12 protein-coding genes, 1 tRNA gene and 1 other RNA gene are annotated in these 16,763 nt (G+C 70.9%); 9 read left to right on the top strand and 5 right to left on the bottom strand.

The window, feature by feature from the left end:
• Nucleotides 1–21: 21 nt before the first annotated feature.
• A tRNA-Arg gene (locus AC0IWM_RS20515) sits at nt 22–98 on the bottom strand.
• A 439-nt stretch (nt 99–537) separates the two neighbouring features.
• Here AC0IWM_RS20515 and AC0IWM_RS20510 point away from each other — a divergent pair.
• Together AC0IWM_RS20510 and AC0IWM_RS20505 are read left to right on the top strand one after the other, a co-directional pair.
• Complete coding sequence (locus tag AC0IWM_RS20510) at nt 538–924, top strand: hypothetical protein (protein WP_471758012.1); 387 nt, start codon at nt 538–540, stop codon at nt 922–924.
• A gap of 52 nt (nt 925–976) precedes the next feature.
• Nucleotides 977–1,666 carry a hypothetical protein gene (locus AC0IWM_RS20505; protein WP_471758010.1) on the top strand — a complete coding sequence of 230 codons (690 nt, stop codon included), beginning with the start codon at nt 977–979 and terminating at the stop codon, nt 1,664–1,666.
• 193 nt (nt 1,667–1,859) lie between these two features.
• Here AC0IWM_RS20505 and ssrA read toward each other — a convergent pair.
• From ssrA to AC0IWM_RS20485, 4 genes are all read right to left on the bottom strand, one after another.
• Nucleotides 1,860–2,239: a transfer-messenger RNA gene (ssrA, locus tag AC0IWM_RS20500) on the bottom strand.
• A gap of 5 nt (nt 2,240–2,244) precedes the next feature.
• On the bottom strand, nt 2,245–2,574 hold the full coding sequence (locus AC0IWM_RS20495) for a hypothetical protein (RefSeq protein ID WP_471758092.1): 330 nt from the start codon (nt 2,572–2,574) through the stop codon (nt 2,245–2,247).
• A gap of 31 nt (nt 2,575–2,605) precedes the next feature.
• Nucleotides 2,606–2,797, bottom strand: coding sequence for a hypothetical protein (locus AC0IWM_RS20490; RefSeq protein WP_056469438.1), 192 nt, complete (start codon nt 2,795–2,797; stop codon nt 2,606–2,608).
• Between the two features lie 154 nt (nt 2,798–2,951).
• Nucleotides 2,952–4,124 (bottom strand): zinc-dependent alcohol dehydrogenase, encoded by a 1,173-nt coding sequence (locus tag AC0IWM_RS20485; protein WP_471758008.1) that lies wholly within the window; start codon nt 4,122–4,124, stop codon nt 2,952–2,954.
• A 284-nt stretch (nt 4,125–4,408) separates the two neighbouring features.
• Between AC0IWM_RS20485 and AC0IWM_RS20480 the strand changes: the two genes are divergently transcribed.
• The 7 genes from AC0IWM_RS20480 (at nt 4,409) to parE (ending at nt 16,673) form a co-directional block, all read left to right on the top strand.
• Nucleotides 4,409–4,654, top strand: coding sequence for a hypothetical protein (locus tag AC0IWM_RS20480; RefSeq protein ID WP_471758006.1), 246 nt, complete (start codon nt 4,409–4,411; stop codon nt 4,652–4,654).
• A gap of 265 nt (nt 4,655–4,919) precedes the next feature.
• Nucleotides 4,920–5,303: a response regulator gene (locus tag AC0IWM_RS20475; RefSeq protein WP_056469573.1), complete on the top strand. Its 384-nt coding sequence runs from the start codon at nt 4,920–4,922 to the stop codon at nt 5,301–5,303.
• A 96-nt stretch (nt 5,304–5,399) separates the two neighbouring features.
• Nucleotides 5,400–7,304 (top strand): AI-2E family transporter, encoded by a 1,905-nt coding sequence (locus AC0IWM_RS20470; RefSeq protein ID WP_471758004.1) that lies wholly within the window; start codon nt 5,400–5,402, stop codon nt 7,302–7,304.
• Nucleotides 7,305–7,463: 159 nt separating this feature from the next.
• The gene (gene topA / locus AC0IWM_RS20465; RefSeq protein ID WP_471758002.1) at nt 7,464–10,274 is read left to right on the top strand and encodes a type I DNA topoisomerase; all 2,811 of its coding nucleotides are present in this window, start codon (nt 7,464–7,466) and stop codon (nt 10,272–10,274) included.
• Nucleotides 10,275–10,669: 395 nt separating this feature from the next.
• Nucleotides 10,670–12,295 carry a methyl-accepting chemotaxis protein gene (locus tag AC0IWM_RS20460; protein WP_471758000.1) on the top strand — a complete coding sequence of 542 codons (1,626 nt, stop codon included), beginning with the start codon at nt 10,670–10,672 and terminating at the stop codon, nt 12,293–12,295.
• 79 nt (nt 12,296–12,374) lie between these two features.
• Entirely contained in the window at nt 12,375–14,351 is a 1,977-nt protein-coding gene (locus AC0IWM_RS20455) for a PhoX family protein (RefSeq protein WP_471757998.1), read from the top strand.
• Between the two features lie 267 nt (nt 14,352–14,618).
• Nucleotides 14,619–16,673 carry a DNA topoisomerase IV subunit B gene (gene parE / locus AC0IWM_RS20450; RefSeq protein WP_471757996.1) on the top strand — a complete coding sequence of 685 codons (2,055 nt, stop codon included), beginning with the start codon at nt 14,619–14,621 and terminating at the stop codon, nt 16,671–16,673.
• The last annotated feature ends 90 nt before the right edge of the window (nt 16,674–16,763 follow it).

Genomic DNA, 16,763 nt, shown 5'->3' with positions numbered 1-16,763 from the left:
AACAATGGCTTAGGAATATAATGGCGCGCCCGAAAGGATTCGAACCTCTGACCCCCAGATTCGTAGTCTGGTGCTCTATCCAGCTGAGCTACGGGCGCCTGCGACCGGTGGGCGGGTTGGTGCCGCCCCGGTGTGAGCGGGTGTTTAGAGGCTCCCTTTTGCGCTGGCAACCCTGGCCGGACAGATTTTTCGCACGGACGGGACGGCCGCTCCCTCTGCGCGGCGCCTGGCGAGGCCGCAACGGCGCGTCCGGTCGCGATCCGGGGATACCGTGCGGCGGGACCAGGTGTTTCCACGTGCCTGAGCGATGCGGGTCGCCAAGCGCAGCGTATGCGTCGATAAAACTCTATGTTTTGCCGGAACCTGACCTTGTCGTTTCATTCGATGATCTGTGTCAGGCCAAGGTGGAACAATTATGACGAGGCTCAAACGTGGCCATTCGGAGGTGAATTCGTTGGTTCTGGCCTGGAACGCTTTCCCGTTCTGCGGGATTGAGAGGGACTTCCGCCAGTCGCAGACTTATCCAAGGAGAACGCCGTGAAACGGTCCCTGACCACCCTCGCCATCCTGACGGTCCTCGGTGCGGGTTCGGCCTTCGCCCAGACCACCGTCACCGGCACGCCCGCCCCGGACGCGAAGTCGAGCGCCACCTCCGGCGGCCAGGAAGCGGTGACCCGGCCCAACACCGACAAGCCCGACGCCACCAAGCCCGCCACCGCCAAGGCCGCGTCCAACGCCAAGCTCGAGGAAGGCGCCAACAGCTTCACCGAGGCCCAGACCCAGCACCGCCTCACCGAGGCCGGCTACAAGGACGTCAAGGGCCTGACCAAGGACGACAAGGGCATCTGGCGCGGCGAAGCGATGCTCGACGGCAAGCCGGTCAAGGTCGGCGTCGACTTCAAGGGCAACGTGGCGGCGCAGTAAGCCCGCCCGCGAAACCCGCCCGCACCCCCTCGCCCGCCCACAGGAGTTTCCCATGGCCCAGCAGACCATCACCGCCCTGTACGACGACTACAACGATGCCAGCGCGGCCGTCTCCAAGCTGGAGGCCGCCGGCGTCGCGCATGCCGACATCAGCATCGTGAGCAGCAACGAGGGCGACCGGCATGCCGGGCGCCTGCGCACCACCACCGACCTTGATGCGCCCGGCCATACCGGTGCGGTCCATGGCGACACCCCCGAGAAGGCGTCGAGCGGCGCCGGCGCGGGTGCCACGGTCGGCACGGTCCTGGGCGGCGCCGCCGGCCTGCTGACCGGCCTCGGCCTCCTGGCGATCCCGGGCGTCGGCCCGGTGGTGGCGGCCGGTTGGCTCGTGGCCACGCTCACGGGCGCGGGCATCGGCGCCGCGGCCGGCGGCCTCGCCGGCGGCCTCACGGGCGCGGGTCTCAGCGAGTCCGACGCCCACACCTACAGCGAGGGCGTGCGCCGCGGCGGCACTCTGGTGACGGTCCGGGCCGACCAGGCCCATGCCGCGCGGGTGATGGACATCCTCGAGGAGCACGGCTCGATCGACGTCGACGAGCGCGCGCAGAACTGGCGGGCCGAGGGCTGGACCGCCCCGCAGGCCGCCGCCGCCACTTCGCCGGATGCGATCCCGGGCAACGCCCTGGGCGGCACCGTCGAGGGTCGCAACCGCGTGCGTGCCTATCCGACCACCCCGGTCTGAGCGGCGGATTGCGGCCGCCTGCTTCGCGCAGGCGGTCCGAAACACACGAAGAACCCCGGTGCCCTCGGCGCCGGGGTTCTTCGTGTGCGGGATGGCGCTTCGGAGCGTGGGCGCGACGGCGCGCCTCGGGCTATCGGGCCCCGATCTCTCGACGATCTGCGCATGATAAGGAAAGGGTGGGTCCCGGAGCCGAAGCTCCGGGTTCTGTTTCGACGGTTACCCTACCGCAAGATGCTTACGCCGCGAGGCGGGCATCCATGACAACGTTATCGTTGGCATTTAGAGTTTTGGCCAAATGCTCGAAACAGGGGTTGCCTGCGTCGAACCGGTCGAGTCCTTACCGACAGCCGCATCGTCCCTCACCGAAGTGAAAGCGAACTCGCGATCCCTTTACCGCCCAGTCGATCCTATTTCGCCCCCATCAGAAGACCACCTGCCGCAGCGACTCGCCGGGGCGCGATGAGCTTGTGGTGGAGGCGCCGGAGTACTGCCCTCCGGGTCCTGAAACGTTATTACGAACCGGTCATCAACCGCAGTCCCGATATAGGCGAGATCGCCCCGCGGGTCCAGCCGGCGCGCTATCCCGCCGCACCGGTCCCGCGATCCGTCGCCTGCGCGAACCAGGTGGCGTAGGAGGTGGTGCGGGCCATGTGCCGGTTGAGGTCGGGCGCGCCGTCCTCCCACCAGACGGGGCCGCGCTCGCCGAGGCCTCGCTTGGCCGCGTCGACGGCGCGACGGGCCGCCGCGACGGCGTCCGGGTCTCCGGCCGCCCTGCCGGCCTTCACCGCCCGGCGCGCGTCCATCAGGGCGGCGACGAGGGCTTCGCGCTGGGCCGGCGCGAGGTCGGGCCGGGTCCGGCGCCAGAGCCGCCCGCGGACGACAAGGTAGCGTCCGTCCGGGGTCACCAGGGGCGCGGCGGCCGTCTCCCGTGGCGCGGCCCTACCCCGTGGCGCGGCCGCGGCGATGGGCCTGCTCCTCGATCAGGGCCTCGACGGCCGCGATGGTGTTCTCGAGATCGGCGACGCGGCGCAGCACGCTGTCGGGCGGCAGCATCTCGATCTTCGCGGCTTCGGTGATGAGGGTCCTCTGAGCGTCCTTGAGACGGTTGAGGAGGGATTCCAAGTCTGACATCTCTCGGCTTTAGCGGATGCCGGGGCCGGCCCGCAATGCACATCGCGGCGAGGGACGGAAGATATCCTTGGCTGTTGTCCTGTCGCGCGCCGAAATCCGACGCGCGACAGGGTTCAGACTTCGAAGATCCTGACTCCGTCTTGGCGGTCCCGGCTCAGTTCGGGTGGAAGACCACCTTCACGCAGCCGTCCTTCTTGTCGCGGAAAGTCTTGTAGAGGTCGGGACCGTCGGCGAGGTTGCTGGAACGGTGCGTGATCAGCGAGGTCATGTCGAACTTGCCTTGCTGGATCAGCGCCGTCAGCGTCTCGAGGTAGCGCTTCACGTGGGTCTGCCCGCTCTTCAGGGTCAGGCCCTTCTGCACGATAGAGCCCATGTTGACCGGCACCGGGCCGCCATAGACGCCCGGCACCGAGACGATGCCGCAGGGGCGCACGGCCTTGATCGCCTCGGCGAGCACGTAGGGCCGCTCGGTCGAGGTCAGCTTCTCCTGCAGGGTGCTGAGCACCCCGGCGATGCCGTGGCCGGCGGTGGCCTCCATGCCGACGCAGTCGATGACGCCGTCGGCGCCCTCGCCCTTGCTGATCTCCTTGATGCGCTCGAAGACGTCCTCCTTCATGAAGTCGATGACGTCGGTCGCGCCGTATCTCCAGGCCAGCGCGATGCGCTCCGGCACGGTCTCGATGGCGATGATGCGCTCGGCGCCCATGATCCTGGCCGACTGGATCGCGAACAGGCCGACGGGCCCGGCACCCCAGACCGCGATGATCTCGCCGCCCTTGATGTCGCAATGCTCGGCGCCCTGCCAGCCGGTGGGCAGGATGTCGGTGAGGAACAGGACCGACTCGTCGTCCATGCCGTCCGGCACCTTCATCGGAGCGACGTCGGCCATGGGCACGCGGACATACTCGGCCTGGCCCCCCGCATAGCCGCCGGTGAGGTGCGAATATCCGAACAGGCCCGCGGTGGTGTAGCCGAACTGGGCGGCCGCCATCTCGGCGTTGCGGTTGGAGCGCTGGCAGACCGACCAGTTGCCGAGGCGGCACTGGCGGCACTCCCCGCAATTGATGTTGAAGGGGACGACGATGCGGTCGCCCTTCCGGAACTTGGTGAAGCCCGCGCCGACCTCGACGACCTCGCCCATGAACTCATGGCCGAGCACGTCGCCGGATTCCATGGTGGGCATCTGCCCGTCCATCAGGTGCAGGTCCGAGCCGCAGATCGCGCAGGACGTCACCTTGATGATGACGTCGCGCGCATCCTCGATCGTCGGATCGGGGACCGTGTCGCAGCGGATGTCGCCCTTGCCGTGCCAGCACAGTGCCTTCATGGCGGATCTCCGCCCGCCCGGGGCCGGAATCCGGCGCGCGGCAGGCCTGATTGTGAGGGAAGCGGTGGCCGTGAGCCGGCCGTCCCGACGAGAAGGCGGCCGCACCGGGCCTTGTTCCCTCCGGACCTTGTTCCCTCCGGGTCTTGTTCTCTCCGGGTCTTGTTCTCTCAAGGATCCGGTCCCTGGATCGATCCGGCGGGTGGAACGGGGACGGGCCTTGCCCCGTTGGCCCCGCGGTCCGCGCCGGGCATCCGCGCCGGATCCGCCTGTCCTGCGAAGGCCGCATGCTGCTCCTCGTCCTGTTCCTCCTGCTCTTCGCGACCCTGGTGCTGATGGTCGTCCGGCGGCGCTACATCGGCCGCCTCACCTCCTTGGCGACGCTGCTGGCGGTCGCCATGCTGATGATCTGGATGCAGGACAACGGGCTCCTCCCCGGGACCCAGGGCCGGTTCAGCGACAGCCGCCCCCATACCAGCCTCGATCCGCCCCTGCCCGCGCCTCCCATGCCCGCTCCCCCGCGCGCGCCATGACGGACCGGGCCGTCGCGGCACCGCCCCCGTTTCTCTTCTTCTCTTCGGGTCTTCTCTTCGACCCCTGTTTCTCTTCGGCCCCTGTGTCGCTGGATCGCGTCGGTTGCCATGGACCGTTCGGGCCGATCGTGCGTTCACAGCACGGCCCGAGCCCATGTCTTGCTCGGGAGGCCGCGTCTTGGGGCCTCGGGTCCCGTGCGGACCGCCCGGGCCGCGATGAGCCGGGCGGGATCGGGGCCGGCGACGAACGAGGGGTATGGGGGCGATGGCGAAAATCCTGCTGGTGGAAGATCACGAGGAGATCTGGGACTTCCTGTCCCGCCGGCTGAAGCGGCGCGGCTACGACGTGATCCTCGCCCATGACGGCGAGTCCGGCGTGCAGCAGGCGCGCACCGGGCGGCCCGACGTCATCCTCCTCGACATGAACCTGCCGATCCTCGACGGCTGGTCGGCGGCCCGCGTGCTCAAATCCGGCAGCGACACCAAGGGCATCCCGATCATCGCGCTGACCGCGCACGCCATGTCGGGCGATCGCGACAAGGCGATCCAGGCCGGCTGTAACGACTACCATCCGAAGCCGGTGGATTTCTCCAAGCTGCTGACCCAGATCAACGCCGCCGTCGGACCCCAGGCGCCCGCCGTCGCCTGAGGCGCCGTTTAGGTCGGCGCCTCCCCTGTCGGCGCCCTCGGGAGGCCCGGGCACCGGGCGCCCGCGTCGCTCACCTCAACGAGACCCATCCCATCCATGAGCGACGATCCCATCACCGCCCGCCTCCTCCGGCAGGCGATGCCGGTCTTCACGACCCTGGCCTCCTGCCTCCTCGTGATCACCATCGCGGCGGCCCTGTATCTCGGCCGCGACATCTTCGTGCCGGTGACCCTGGCGATCCTGCTCAGCTTCGTCCTGGTGCCGGGGGTGCGCCTCCTGCGGCGCATCCGGGTGCCGCGGGCGCTGGCCGTCCTCGCCGTGGTGCTCACGGCCTTCGGGGCTCTGCTCGGGATCTCGCTGCTCATCGCCAACGAGGCGGCGCAGCTCGCCTCGGACCTGCCGCGCTACCAGGTGACGATGCGCGAGAAGATCGCCTCCCTGAAGGAGGCGACCGCCGGCAGCGGCACCCTCTCCCGCATGGTCGACATGGTGCAGGACCTCGGCGCCGAGCTGCAGCCGGACCCGAACGCCGCCGCCCCCGAGGGCAGCGCGGGCAGCCCCGCCCATCCCCTCCACGTGCAGATCGCCTCGGCCAAGGCGGGGCTGCTCGGCACCCTCGGCGCCGTCGCCGGGCCGATCCTGCATCCCCTCGCCACCACGGGCCTGATCCTGATCTTCACGATCTTCATCCTGCTGCAGCGGGAGGACCTGCGGAACCGGGCGATCCGGCTGGCGGGCTCCGGGGATCTGCGCCGGACCACAGCGGCCATCGACGACGCGGTGGCCCGCCTCAGCCGCTTCTTCCTCGCCCAGCTCGTCCTGAACATCGCCTTCGGCGTCGTGATCGGCTTCGGCCTGTGGTGGATCGGCGTGCCGAACCCGATCCTGTTCGGGGTGCTGGCCGCGATCATGCGCTTCGTGCCCTATATCGGCGCGGCGATCAGCGCTCTCCTGCCCCTCATCGTGGCCGCCGCCGTCGATCCGGGCTGGAGCATGGTCATCGCCACCGCGATCCTGTTCGTGGTGGTGGAGCCCATCGCCGGCCACGTGGTCGAGCCGCTGCTCTACGGCCATTCCACCGGCCTCTCGCCCATCGCGGTGATCCTGGCCGCCACGCTCTGGGCCTTCCTGTGGGGGCCGATCGGCCTCGTGCTGGCAACGCCCATCACCGTCTGCCTCGTGGTGCTGGGGCGTCACATCGAGCGGCTCTGGTACCTCGACGTCCTCCTGGGCGACCGCCCGGCCCTGGCGCCGCCGGAGATCTTCTACCAGCGCATGCTGGCGGGCGATCCCGAGGAGGCGATCGACCAGGGCCGGATGTTCCTGAAGGCCCGCGCCCTCGTCACCTACTACGACGAGGTCGTGCTCGCCGGCCTGCTGATGGCGCAGGAGGATCTCTCGCGCGGCACCCTCGACCGGACCCGTCAGGACGAGGTCGGCGCCGCCCTGCGCGCCGTGGTCGCCCGCCTCGGCACCGTGCCTGTGGGCCGCAGGGGCGGGTCCTCCGCCTCGGCCGGCAATTCGGAGACCTCGGCGGCCATCGCGGCCATCGGGCCCGACCGGCAGGTCGCCGCGGTGGTTCTGCGCCCCGACGAGCTCCCGGCCCGCTGGCGGGCGCCCCGGCCGGTGCTCTGCGTCTCGAGCCGCGGCCCCTTCGACGAGGCGGCGACGCTGATGCTCGGGCAGATCCTCGGCCGCCACGGGCTCGGGGCCCAGGTGATGTCGATGGCGCAGCTGCGCCGGGGCGAGACGCCGGACGACCTCTCGGGCATCGCCCTGGTGTGCTTCTCCTACCTGGAGCCCGTCAGCCTGTCGCAGATCCGCCTGAACGTGCGCCAGGCGCGCCGGGCGATTCCCGGCGTCCGGGTCTTGGTCGGCTTCTGGCGCGAGCGCGATCCCGCCTCCCTCGACCGCCTGCGCCGCACCCTCTCCGCCGACGTGCTGGTGACCACCCTGAACGGCGCCCTCGACGCGGCCCTGACCTTCGCCAGGCGGGCGTGAGACCGGTCCGGACCGCGGGGGGCATTTGACATCCCCCTGGGCTTGACCCACTTCTCCCCCGCGCCGACCCCCTCTCCGGACGGATGGCGACGCCCCCCGCACAATCTGCGCACGGTCGTTGCCGCGGGTCAGGCCCTGACGAGAGGCTCGTATCAGCACATGAAAGTCGTCGTCGTCGAGTCGCCGGCCAAGGCCAAGACGATCAACAAGTATCTCGGCCGCGACTACGAGGTTCTCGCCTCGTTCGGCCATATCCGTGACCTTCCGGCCAAGGACGGCTCCGTCGATCCGGAGGCGGACTTCCACATGCTGTGGGAGCTCGACGACCGCGGATCGAAGCGCGTCTCCGACATCGTCAAGGCGCTCAAGGGCGCCGACGGCCTGATTCTCGCGACCGACCCGGATCGCGAGGGCGAGGCGATCTCCTGGCACGTGGTCGAGGCGCTCACCGCGCGGCGCGCCCTCAAGGGCATGCCGGTGGAGCGCGTGACCTTCAACGCGATCACCAAGGCGGCGGTGGAGACCGCCATGCGCCAGCCCCGGCAGATCGACCAGGCCCTGGTCGACGCCTACCTGGCCCGCCGGGCGCTCGACTACCTCGTGGGCTTCAACCTCTCGCCGGTGCTCTGGCGCAAGCTGCCCGGCGCCCGCTCGGCCGGCCGCGTGCAATCGGTGGCGCTGCGTCTCGTCTGCGAGCGCGAGCGCGAGATCGAGGTCTTCAAGCCCCGCGAGTACTGGTCGCTGGTGGCGACGTTGATCACGGAGAACGGTGCCAGCTTCGAGGCCCGGCTCACCGGCGCCGACGGCAAGCGCATCCAGCGCCTGGACGTCGGCTCGGGCGACGAGGCGGCGGCGTTCAAGCGCGATCTCGAACTCGCCACCTTCTCGGTCGGCAGCGTCGAGGCGAAGCCCGCCAAGCGCCACCCCGCCCCGCCCTTCACCACCTCGACCCTGCAGCAGGAGGCCTCCCGCAAGCTCGGCATGGCGCCGGCCCAGACCATGCGCGCCGCCCAGAAGCTCTACGAGGGCGTGGAGATCGACGGCGAGACGGTGGGCCTGATCACCTACATGCGGACCGACGGCGTCGACATGGCGCCGGAGGCCATCGAGGACGTGCGCCGGGTCGTGGCCAAGGAGTACGGCGAGCGCTACCTGCCGGGGAGCCCACGCAAGTACAGCGTCAAGGCCAAGAACGCGCAGGAAGCGCACGAGGCCGTGCGCCCCACCGACATGAGCCGGCTGCCGAAGACGGTGGCCCGCACCGTCGATGCCGAGCAGGCCAGGCTCTACGAGCTGATCTGGACCCGCACGGTGGCGAGCCAGATGGAATCGGCCGAGCTCGAGCGCACGACGGTGGACGTCGTCGCCCAGGTCGGCCCGCGCAAGCTGGAGCTGCGCGCCACCGGCCAGGTGGTGAAGTTCGACGGCTTCCTCACCCTCTACCAGGAGGGCAAGGACGACGAGGAGGACGAGGACGGCCGGCGCCTGCCGCCGATGAAGGCGGGCGACCCCTTGAAGCGCGAGCGCATCGCCTCGACCCAGCACTTCACCGAGCCGCCGCCGCGCTATTCCGAGGCGAGCCTCGTCAAGCGCATGGAGGAGCTCGGCATCGGCCGCCCCTCCACCTACGCCGCCGTGCTGCAGACCCTGCGCGACCGCGAATACGTGCGCATCGACAAGAAGCGCCTGGTCGCCGAGGACAAGGGCCGCCTCGTCACCGGCTTCCTCGAGAGCTTCTTCAAGCGCTACGTCGAGTACGACTTCACCGCCGACCTCGAGACGCAGCTCGACCGGGTCTCGAACGCCGAGATCGACTGGCGCGAGGTGCTGCGCGACTTCTGGCGCGAGTTCTCCGCGGCCATCGCCGGCACCAAGGAACTGCGCGTCGCGGAGGTGCTCGATGCCCTCAACGACCTCCTGGGCGCCCACATCTTCCCCGAGAAGGCCGACGGCTCGAACCCGCGCACCTGTCCGACCTGCGGCTCCGGCCAGCTCTCCCTGAAGCTCGGCAAGTTCGGCGCCTTCGTGGGCTGCTCGAACTATCCGGAGTGCAAGTACACCCGCCAGCTCGCCGCCTCGGGCGTCGAGGGCGACGGCGAGGGCTCGTCCGAGAATGGCGGCCAGCCCGGCACGCGGGTCCTCGGCAACGACCCCGTCTCCGGCCTGCCCGTGACGGTGCGCGACGGGCGCTTCGGCCCCTTCGTGCAACTCGGCGAGGCCTCCACCGAGAAGGAGGCGCCCAAGCCCAAGCGCTCCTCGATCCCGAAGGGCACCAGCCCGTCCTCGGTCGACCTGGAGATGGCCCTGAAGCTGCTCTCCCTGCCGCGCGAGGTCGCCCGGCACCCCGAGACCGGCGAGCCGATCCTGGCCAATCTCGGCCGCTTCGGACCCTACGTGCAGCACGGCAAGATGTACGCGAATCTGGGCCGCGACGACGACGTGCTGGAGATCGGCGCCAACCGGGCCATCGACCTCATCGTCGCAAAGGAGCAGGGCGGCGGCCGGCGTGGGCCGGCGGCCGATCCGGGCCGGCCGCTGGGCGAGCACCCCGAGACGGGCAAGCCCATCGTGGTGAAGTCGGGCAAGTACGGTCCCTACGTCACCGACGGCACCACCAACGCCACGCTGCCCAAGACCATGGCCGCCGAGGCGGTCGACCTGCCCCAGGCGCTGGAACTGATCGCGGCCCGGGAAGCCGCGGGCGGCGGCAAGAAGAAGGCTCCGGCGAAGCGGGCGGCGGGTGCCAAGGCCCCCGCCAAGAAGGCGCCGGCTAAGAAGGCGGCCGCCAAGAAGGCTCCGGCCAAGGCGAGTGCGGCCGAGGGACGTGCGGCGGATGCCGATGAGGTCGCGGCCGAGCCCGTGGCCAAGTCCGCTCCCAAGTCCGCTCCCAAGTCTGCCTCGAAGTCCGCTCCCGAGAAGCCGGCGCAGAGTGCCGACACGCCCACCGCGGCGGCTCGCAAGAAGGCCTGAGGCGCAAGACGGCCTGAAGCGCCCGCGCAAGTCGACATCCCCTTCGTCCCCCGACCGCCGCGGTTTCATCCGAAAACCACGACGGTCGGGGGACTGCGATCCGCTCGACGGCGGCAGGCCGACAAGTTCCCCGGACGTGAGATCCTGCCGGCCTCGGCGTTCCGTCCCGACGAATCCCGAATACGTGATCGGTCCCGCGCTCGAAATCCGGGCGCTGCGGATCGGCGCGCGCCACGTTGTTAGCGATTGCTTACGGGGTCGTGCCGAACATTGCGGGCATGCGATTCTTGTCGAGACAACGGGCCGCCCGGCCCCCCGCGACTCCCGCGCACGCCCCGCCCCTCGCGGAGCCTCGGGCGGGGGCCGATCCGTCGCCGCAGGCCGGCCACGGCGATGTGCTGGACGCGATCGAGAGCGACGTCCTCAAGGCGATCGGCAATGTCGGCGATTCCATCGCGGTCACGCGCACGGAGATCGTGGACATGCAGGCGGGGCTGGCCGCCATCCGCGCCCGCATGAGTCACCTCGCCGCGGCGGCGGAGGCGGCGAGCGCGGCGAGCGCTGGCTTCACCGGGCGGACCGAGGGCCTGTCCACGGTCTCGACGCGCATCACCGACGCGATGGACCAGGCCTCGGGGCATCTCGACCAAGCGGGCAGCCGGGGCGCCGAGGCCCGGGCCCTGATCGGCGCCCTGGCGACGGCCGGCAACGAGATCGCCAGCATCGTCGACACCATCTCGACGGTGGCGCGCCAGACCAACCTGCTGGCGCTGAACGCCACCATCGAGGCGGCCCGGGCCGGCGAGGCGGGCCGCGGCTTCGTCGTCGTGGCAGCCGAGGTGAAGGCCCTCGCGGTGGAGACCGCCCGGGCGGCCGACGATGTCCGCAGCCGGATCGCGCGGCTGCGCGAGGGGGCGACCGCCTCCAGCGCGGCTATCGGCGCGGCGGCGGAGGCGATCGAGGCGGTCCGGCCCGCCTTCGGCACCGTGCGGGGCATCGTCGACCAGCAGGTCGGGATCGTCACCCACGTGGTCTCGGAGGCCACGCGCACGGCGGGCCTGATCGCGGACGTGAGCGCCGGCGCCGGCGAGACCAGCGCGGCCACTGTCGCCCTCGATCGACGGGCCGAGGCCATGGAGAGCGCGGCCGGCCAGGCCGCCGAGGAGGCCGCCGGCCTCGGGCGCCGCTTCGTCGCCGTGATCCGCCAGAACGAGATCGGAGACCGGCGCCGGGCCGATCGCTACCCGGCCGACCTGACGGTGGAGATCCGCGGTGGCGCGCGCACCCGCACCATCGACCTCAGTGCCGGCGGCGCCCTGCTGGGCCGGCCCGAGGCCGGGCCGGAGATCGCCGCCGGCCAGAGCCTCGACCTCGACATCGCCTCGATCGGCGCCGTCCGGGCGCGGGTGGCGGCGGTGAGCCCCATGGGTCTGCACTGCGCCTTCGACGGGTTCGATGCCGGAACGGACGCGAGGCTCGCCGACCGGCTCGGGGCGATCCAGGCGGAGTACGCCCCCCTGGTCGCCCGGGCCCAGGGCCTCGCCGGCCGCATCGGCGGCCTGATGCAGGCCGAGATCGCCGCCGGGCGCCTCTCCCCCGCCCTCCTGTTCGACACCGACTACGTGGCGGTGCTCGACACCAACCCGCGCCAGTTCACGACCCGCTCGGTCGAGGCCCTGGAGCGCCTGCTGCGCCCGGTGCTGGAGGCGCCGCTCGCCGAGGACCCGGCGATGATGTTCTGCATCGTGGCCGACCGGAACGGCTACGTGCCGGTGCACAACCGCGCGGTGTCGCAGCCGCAGCGGCCCGGCGACCCCGTCTGGAACAACGCCCACAGCCGCAACCGGCGCATCTTCGACGACCGCACCGGCATCACCGCGGCGCGCTCCACCCGCCCGGCCACCGTCCAGGTCTATCGCCGCGAGGTCGGCGACCGCATCGTCATGGTGCGCGAGGTCGACGCGCCCATCCGCGTCCAGGGCCGGCACTGGGGCGCCTGCCGGACGGCCTACCGCTTCTGACACCGAGGGCGCTGTCACACCGGTGCCATGCGTGCCGGCTAGCGGAAGAGTTTGCCACCCGCCTTCACGGACCCGACGCATGACCGAACCGACGCGAACCCGCTCGCAGGCCGCGGAGGCGGCGGAGGATCGCGGGTCGAACGGCAGCGCCAACCCGACCTTCGGCGACATCGTCGCGGCGCGCTTCGACCGGCGCGACCTCCTGCGCGGGCTGCTCGGCGTCGGCGCCATCGCGGCGGTGGTGACGCCCCGCGCCCTGGCCGCCGGGGCGGCGCAGGCCGCCGAAGCCCCCGACACCCGCTTCCCCTTCGCCGAGATCGAGGCCGGATCGGACGCGCACCATCACGTCGCCGCCGGGCACGACGCCGAGATCCTGATCCGCTGGGGCGACCCGGTGCTGCCCGGCGCGCCGGCCTTCGACCCGCGCAACCAGACGGCGGCCGCGCAGAGCCAGCAGTTCGGCTACAACAACGACTTCGTGGGCTACTTTCCTATGCCGGGGGCGGCCGACCCGGCGGCGCACGGCCTCCTCGTGGTCAACCACGAATACACCAACGAGGAGCTGATGTTCCCGGGCCTCGGCCGCCAGGACATCAAGGCCGTCGCCTTCAAGGGCATGACCCGGGAACTCGTCGACATCGAGATGGCGGCCCATGGCGGCTCGGTCATCGAGATCCGCCGGCAGGACGGCAAATGGGCGGTGGTGCCGGATTCGCGCTACGCCCGCCGCCTTACGGCCGCGACGCCGATGGTCCTGACCGGCCCGGCCGCCGGCACCGACCGGGTGCGGACCGCGGCCGATCCCGGCGGCCGGGCGGTCCTCGGGATGATCAACAATTGCGCCGGCGGCACGACCCCCTGGGGGACCTGGCTGACCTGCGAGGAGAACATCAACTACTACTTCTCGGGCGCCTTGGCCGAGAGCTCGCCGGAGGCCGCCAACCACAAGCGGTTCAACCTGCCGGCCAGCGCCTATGCCTGGGGCCGCTTCCACGAGCGCTTCGACGTCTCGAAGGAGCCCAACGAGCCCAACCGCTTCGGCTGGGTGGTGGAGATCGACCCGTTCGACCCGACCTCGACCCCGAAGAAGCGCACGGCGCTGGGGCGCTTCAAGCACGAGGGCGCGGCGGGCATCGTCGCCAAGGGCGGCCAGTACGTGATCTACCAGGGCGACGACGAGCGCTTCGACTACGTCTACAAGTTCGTCACCGAGGGCCGGGCCGACAGCGGCGACCGCGACCTCCTCGATTCCGGCACCCTGCACGTGGCCCGCTTCGACGCCGACGGGCGCGGCACCTGGCTGCCGCTGGTGTTCGGCCAGGGGCCGCTGACGCCCGGGAACGGCTTCCACGGCCAGGCCGACGTGGTGATCGGCGCCCGGCTCGCCGCCGACCGCCTCGGGGCCACCAAGATGGACCGGCCCGAGGACGTCGAGGCCAATCCGAAGACCGGCAAGGTCTACGTGATGCTGACCAACAACGGGAAGCGCAAGGCCGACCAGGTCGACGCCGCCAACCCGCGCGCCGACAACCGCTTCGGCCACATCGTCGAGCTCACCCCCGACGACGGCGACCATGCCGCCCCCGGCTTCACCTGGGAGATCCTGGTCCGCTGCGGCGATCCGAGCGTCGCGGCGGTGGGCGCCACCTTCTCGTCGGCCACCACGGCGAACGGCTGGTTCGGCATGCCGGACAATTGCTCGGTCGACGGCCTCGGCCGGCTCTGGGTCGCCACGGACGGCAACGCGCCCTCGCGCACCGGCCGCAACGACGGCATCTGGGCGGTGGAGACGGAAGGGCCGGGCCGCGGCACCGGCAAGCACTTCTTCCGCGTGCCCGACGGCGCCGAGATGTGCGGCCCCTATTTCACGCCGGACGACACCACCTTCTTCGTCGCCGTCCAGCATCCCGGCGAGGCCGACGAGGAGGACCCGAAGGCGGTGCCCGCCACCTTCGAGGCGCCCGCCACGCGCTGGCCCGACTTCGACCCGTCGATGCCGCCCCGGCCCGCCGTGCTGACGATCACCCGCCGCGGCGGCGGCCGCGTCGGGACCTGAGGCGGGGCGCGGGAGGGACGCGCGTTCCGCAACGATCCACCGATCACGCCACCGTCAGGCCTTCTTAACCACATCCATACCATGTCATGGGGTGGTACGCCCTGTGCGGCGGGGGCTTCCGGCCCCTGCTCCACCAGGCGGGAACCCCTTTCTGTTTCCGGTTTGTTCCGGTATGGTGAGAGGATGAAGGCGAATGCTGCACGGTCTCCCTCTGCGATCCGGCCCGCGAAGCCCGCGGCCTCACCATCACCCGCGCGAGGCGCTCCGGTGAGCGACCCCGCACGCGATCTATTCGCCGGCGGCAAGGCGCCCGCGCCGAAGGCCGCCGAGCGCCGCAAGCTCGAGGCCGCCGTGGCGCCGCTCGCGCCGCCGCCCGTCTCGGCGGAGGCCGGCTACGACGCCTCCACCATCGAGGTGCTGGAGGGGCTGGAGCCGGTGCGCCGCCGCCCCGGCATGTATATCGGCGGCACCGACGAGCGCGCCCTGCACCACCTCTTCGCCGAGGTGATCGACAATTCCATGGACGAGGCCGTGGCCGGCCATGCCAGCTTCATTGAGGTGGAGCTGGAGGAGAGCGGCCACCTCATCGTCACCGACAACGGCCGCGGCATCCCCGTCGACCCGCATCCGAAATACCCGAACAAGTCCGCGCTCGAGGTCATCATGACCGTCCTGCACGCGGGCGGTAAGTTCGACTCCAAGGTCTACGAGACCTCGGGCGGCCTGCACGGTGTCGGCATCTCGGTGGTCAACGCCCTCTCGGACGAACTCGAGGTCGAGGTCGCCCGCAGCCAGACCCTCTACCGCCAGACCTTTTCGCGCGGCCACGTGCAGGGGCCGCTGGAGACCGTGGGCCGGGTGCAGAACCGGCGCGGCACCCGCGTGCGCTTCCACCCCGACGCCGAGATCTTCGGGGCGCTGAAGTTCGACCCCCGCCGCCTGTTCAAGATGGCGCGCTCCAAGGCCTACCTGTTCGGCGGGGTCGAGATCCGCTGGCGCTGCGCGCCCGCCCTGCTCGAAGGCCTCGACGACGTGCCGGCCGAGACCGTGCACCGCTTCCCCGGCGGCCTGCGCGACTATCTCGCCCGCGACCTCGAGGGCAAGGAGCTCGTCACCGACGCGATCTTCTCGGGCAAGATCACCAAGCCCGGCGGACACGGCTCCCTCGAATGGGCCGTCGCCTGGATGGTGACCGACGACGGCGTCTCGGCCTCCTACTGCAACACCATCCCGACGGCCGAGGGCGGCACCCACGAGAGCGGCCTGCGCGTCGCCCTGCTGCGAGCCCTGCGCGAGCATGCCGAGCGCGTCGGCCAGGCCAAGCGCATGACGGCGGTGACCACCGACGACGTCATGGCGACCTGCGCCTCGATGCTCTCGGTGTTCATCCGCGAGCCCGAGTTCCAGGGCCAGACCAAGGACAAGCTCGCCACCGTCGAGGCCTCGCGCATCGTCGAGACCGCGATCCGCGACGCCTTCGACCATTGGCTCGCCGCCTCCCCGGGCCAGGCCAACAAGCTCCTCGACTGGGTGATCGACCGGGCCGAGGAGCGCCTGCGCCGGCGCCAGGAGAAGGAGGTCGCCCGCAAGTCCGCCACCCGCAAGCTGCGCCTGCCGGGCAAGCTCGCCGATTGCTCCAAGGCGGGCATGGCCGGCTCGGAGATCTTCATCGTCGAGGGCGATTCGGCCGGCGGCTCGGCCAAGCAGGCGCGCGACCGCGCCACCCAGGCGATCCTGCCCTTACGCGGCAAGATCCTCAACGTCGCCTCGGCGAGCCGGGACAAGCTCGGCGCCAACCAGCTGATCTCGGACCTGACCCAGGCGCTCGGCTGCGGCACCGGCACGGGCTACCGCTCGGAGGACCTCCGCTACGAGAAGGTGATCATCATGACGGACGCCGACGTCGACGGCGCCCACATCGCCTCGCTGCTGATCACGTTCTTCTACCGGCAGATGCCCAAGCTCATCGACCGCGGGCACCTCTACCTGGCGATCCCGCCGCTCTACCGGATCAGCCAGGGCGCCAAGACGGCCTATGCCCGCGACGACGACCACAAGGCGCAGCTGATCCGGACGGTCTTCAAGAACGGCAAGGTCGAGATCGGCCGCTTCAAGGGCCTCGGCGAGATGATGCCGGCGCAGCTGAAGGAGACCACCATGGACCCCAAGAAGCGCACGCTCCTGCGGGTCGAGGTGCTGGACGAGGCCCGCGACTCCACCGGGGACGCGGTCGAGCGGCTGATGGGCAACAAGCCCGAGGCCCGCTTCACCTTCATCTCCGAGCGCGCCGCCTTCGCCGACGGGGCCGAGCTCGACATCTGAGAACGCGCTCGCCCGCGCCTTCGGCATTCCGGAGAAGCGGGCGATCGACGGGCGCTCGGACAGGACCCCAGACGCGAGAAAGCCCGGCCG

The sequence above is a fragment of the Methylobacterium sp. AC433 genome, assembly GCF_979253015.1.
The sequence above is the reverse complement of the archived record's forward strand: the minus strand, read 5'-3'. Positions and strand labels throughout refer to the sequence as shown.

What these genes read in the sequence shown, in the direction of transcription:
- AC0IWM_RS20505 (WP_471758010.1), top strand. Translation starts at nt 977, where the DNA reads ATGGCCCAGCAGACCATCACCGCCCTGTACGACGACTACAACGATGCC.
- AC0IWM_RS20490 (WP_056469438.1), bottom strand. Translation starts at nt 2,797, where the DNA reads ATGTCAGACTTGGAATCCCTCCTCAACCGTCTCAAGGACGCTCAGAGG.
- AC0IWM_RS20485 (WP_471758008.1), bottom strand. Translation starts at nt 4,124, where the DNA reads ATGAAGGCACTGTGCTGGCACGGCAAGGGCGACATCCGCTGCGACACG.
- AC0IWM_RS20480 (WP_471758006.1), top strand. Translation starts at nt 4,409, where the DNA reads ATGCTGCTCCTCGTCCTGTTCCTCCTGCTCTTCGCGACCCTGGTGCTG.
- AC0IWM_RS20475 (WP_056469573.1), top strand. Translation starts at nt 4,920, where the DNA reads ATGGCGAAAATCCTGCTGGTGGAAGATCACGAGGAGATCTGGGACTTC.
- AC0IWM_RS20470 (WP_471758004.1), top strand. Translation starts at nt 5,400, where the DNA reads ATGAGCGACGATCCCATCACCGCCCGCCTCCTCCGGCAGGCGATGCCG.
- topA (WP_471758002.1), top strand. Translation starts at nt 7,464, where the DNA reads ATGAAAGTCGTCGTCGTCGAGTCGCCGGCCAAGGCCAAGACGATCAAC.
- AC0IWM_RS20455 (WP_471757998.1), top strand. Translation starts at nt 12,375, where the DNA reads ATGACCGAACCGACGCGAACCCGCTCGCAGGCCGCGGAGGCGGCGGAG.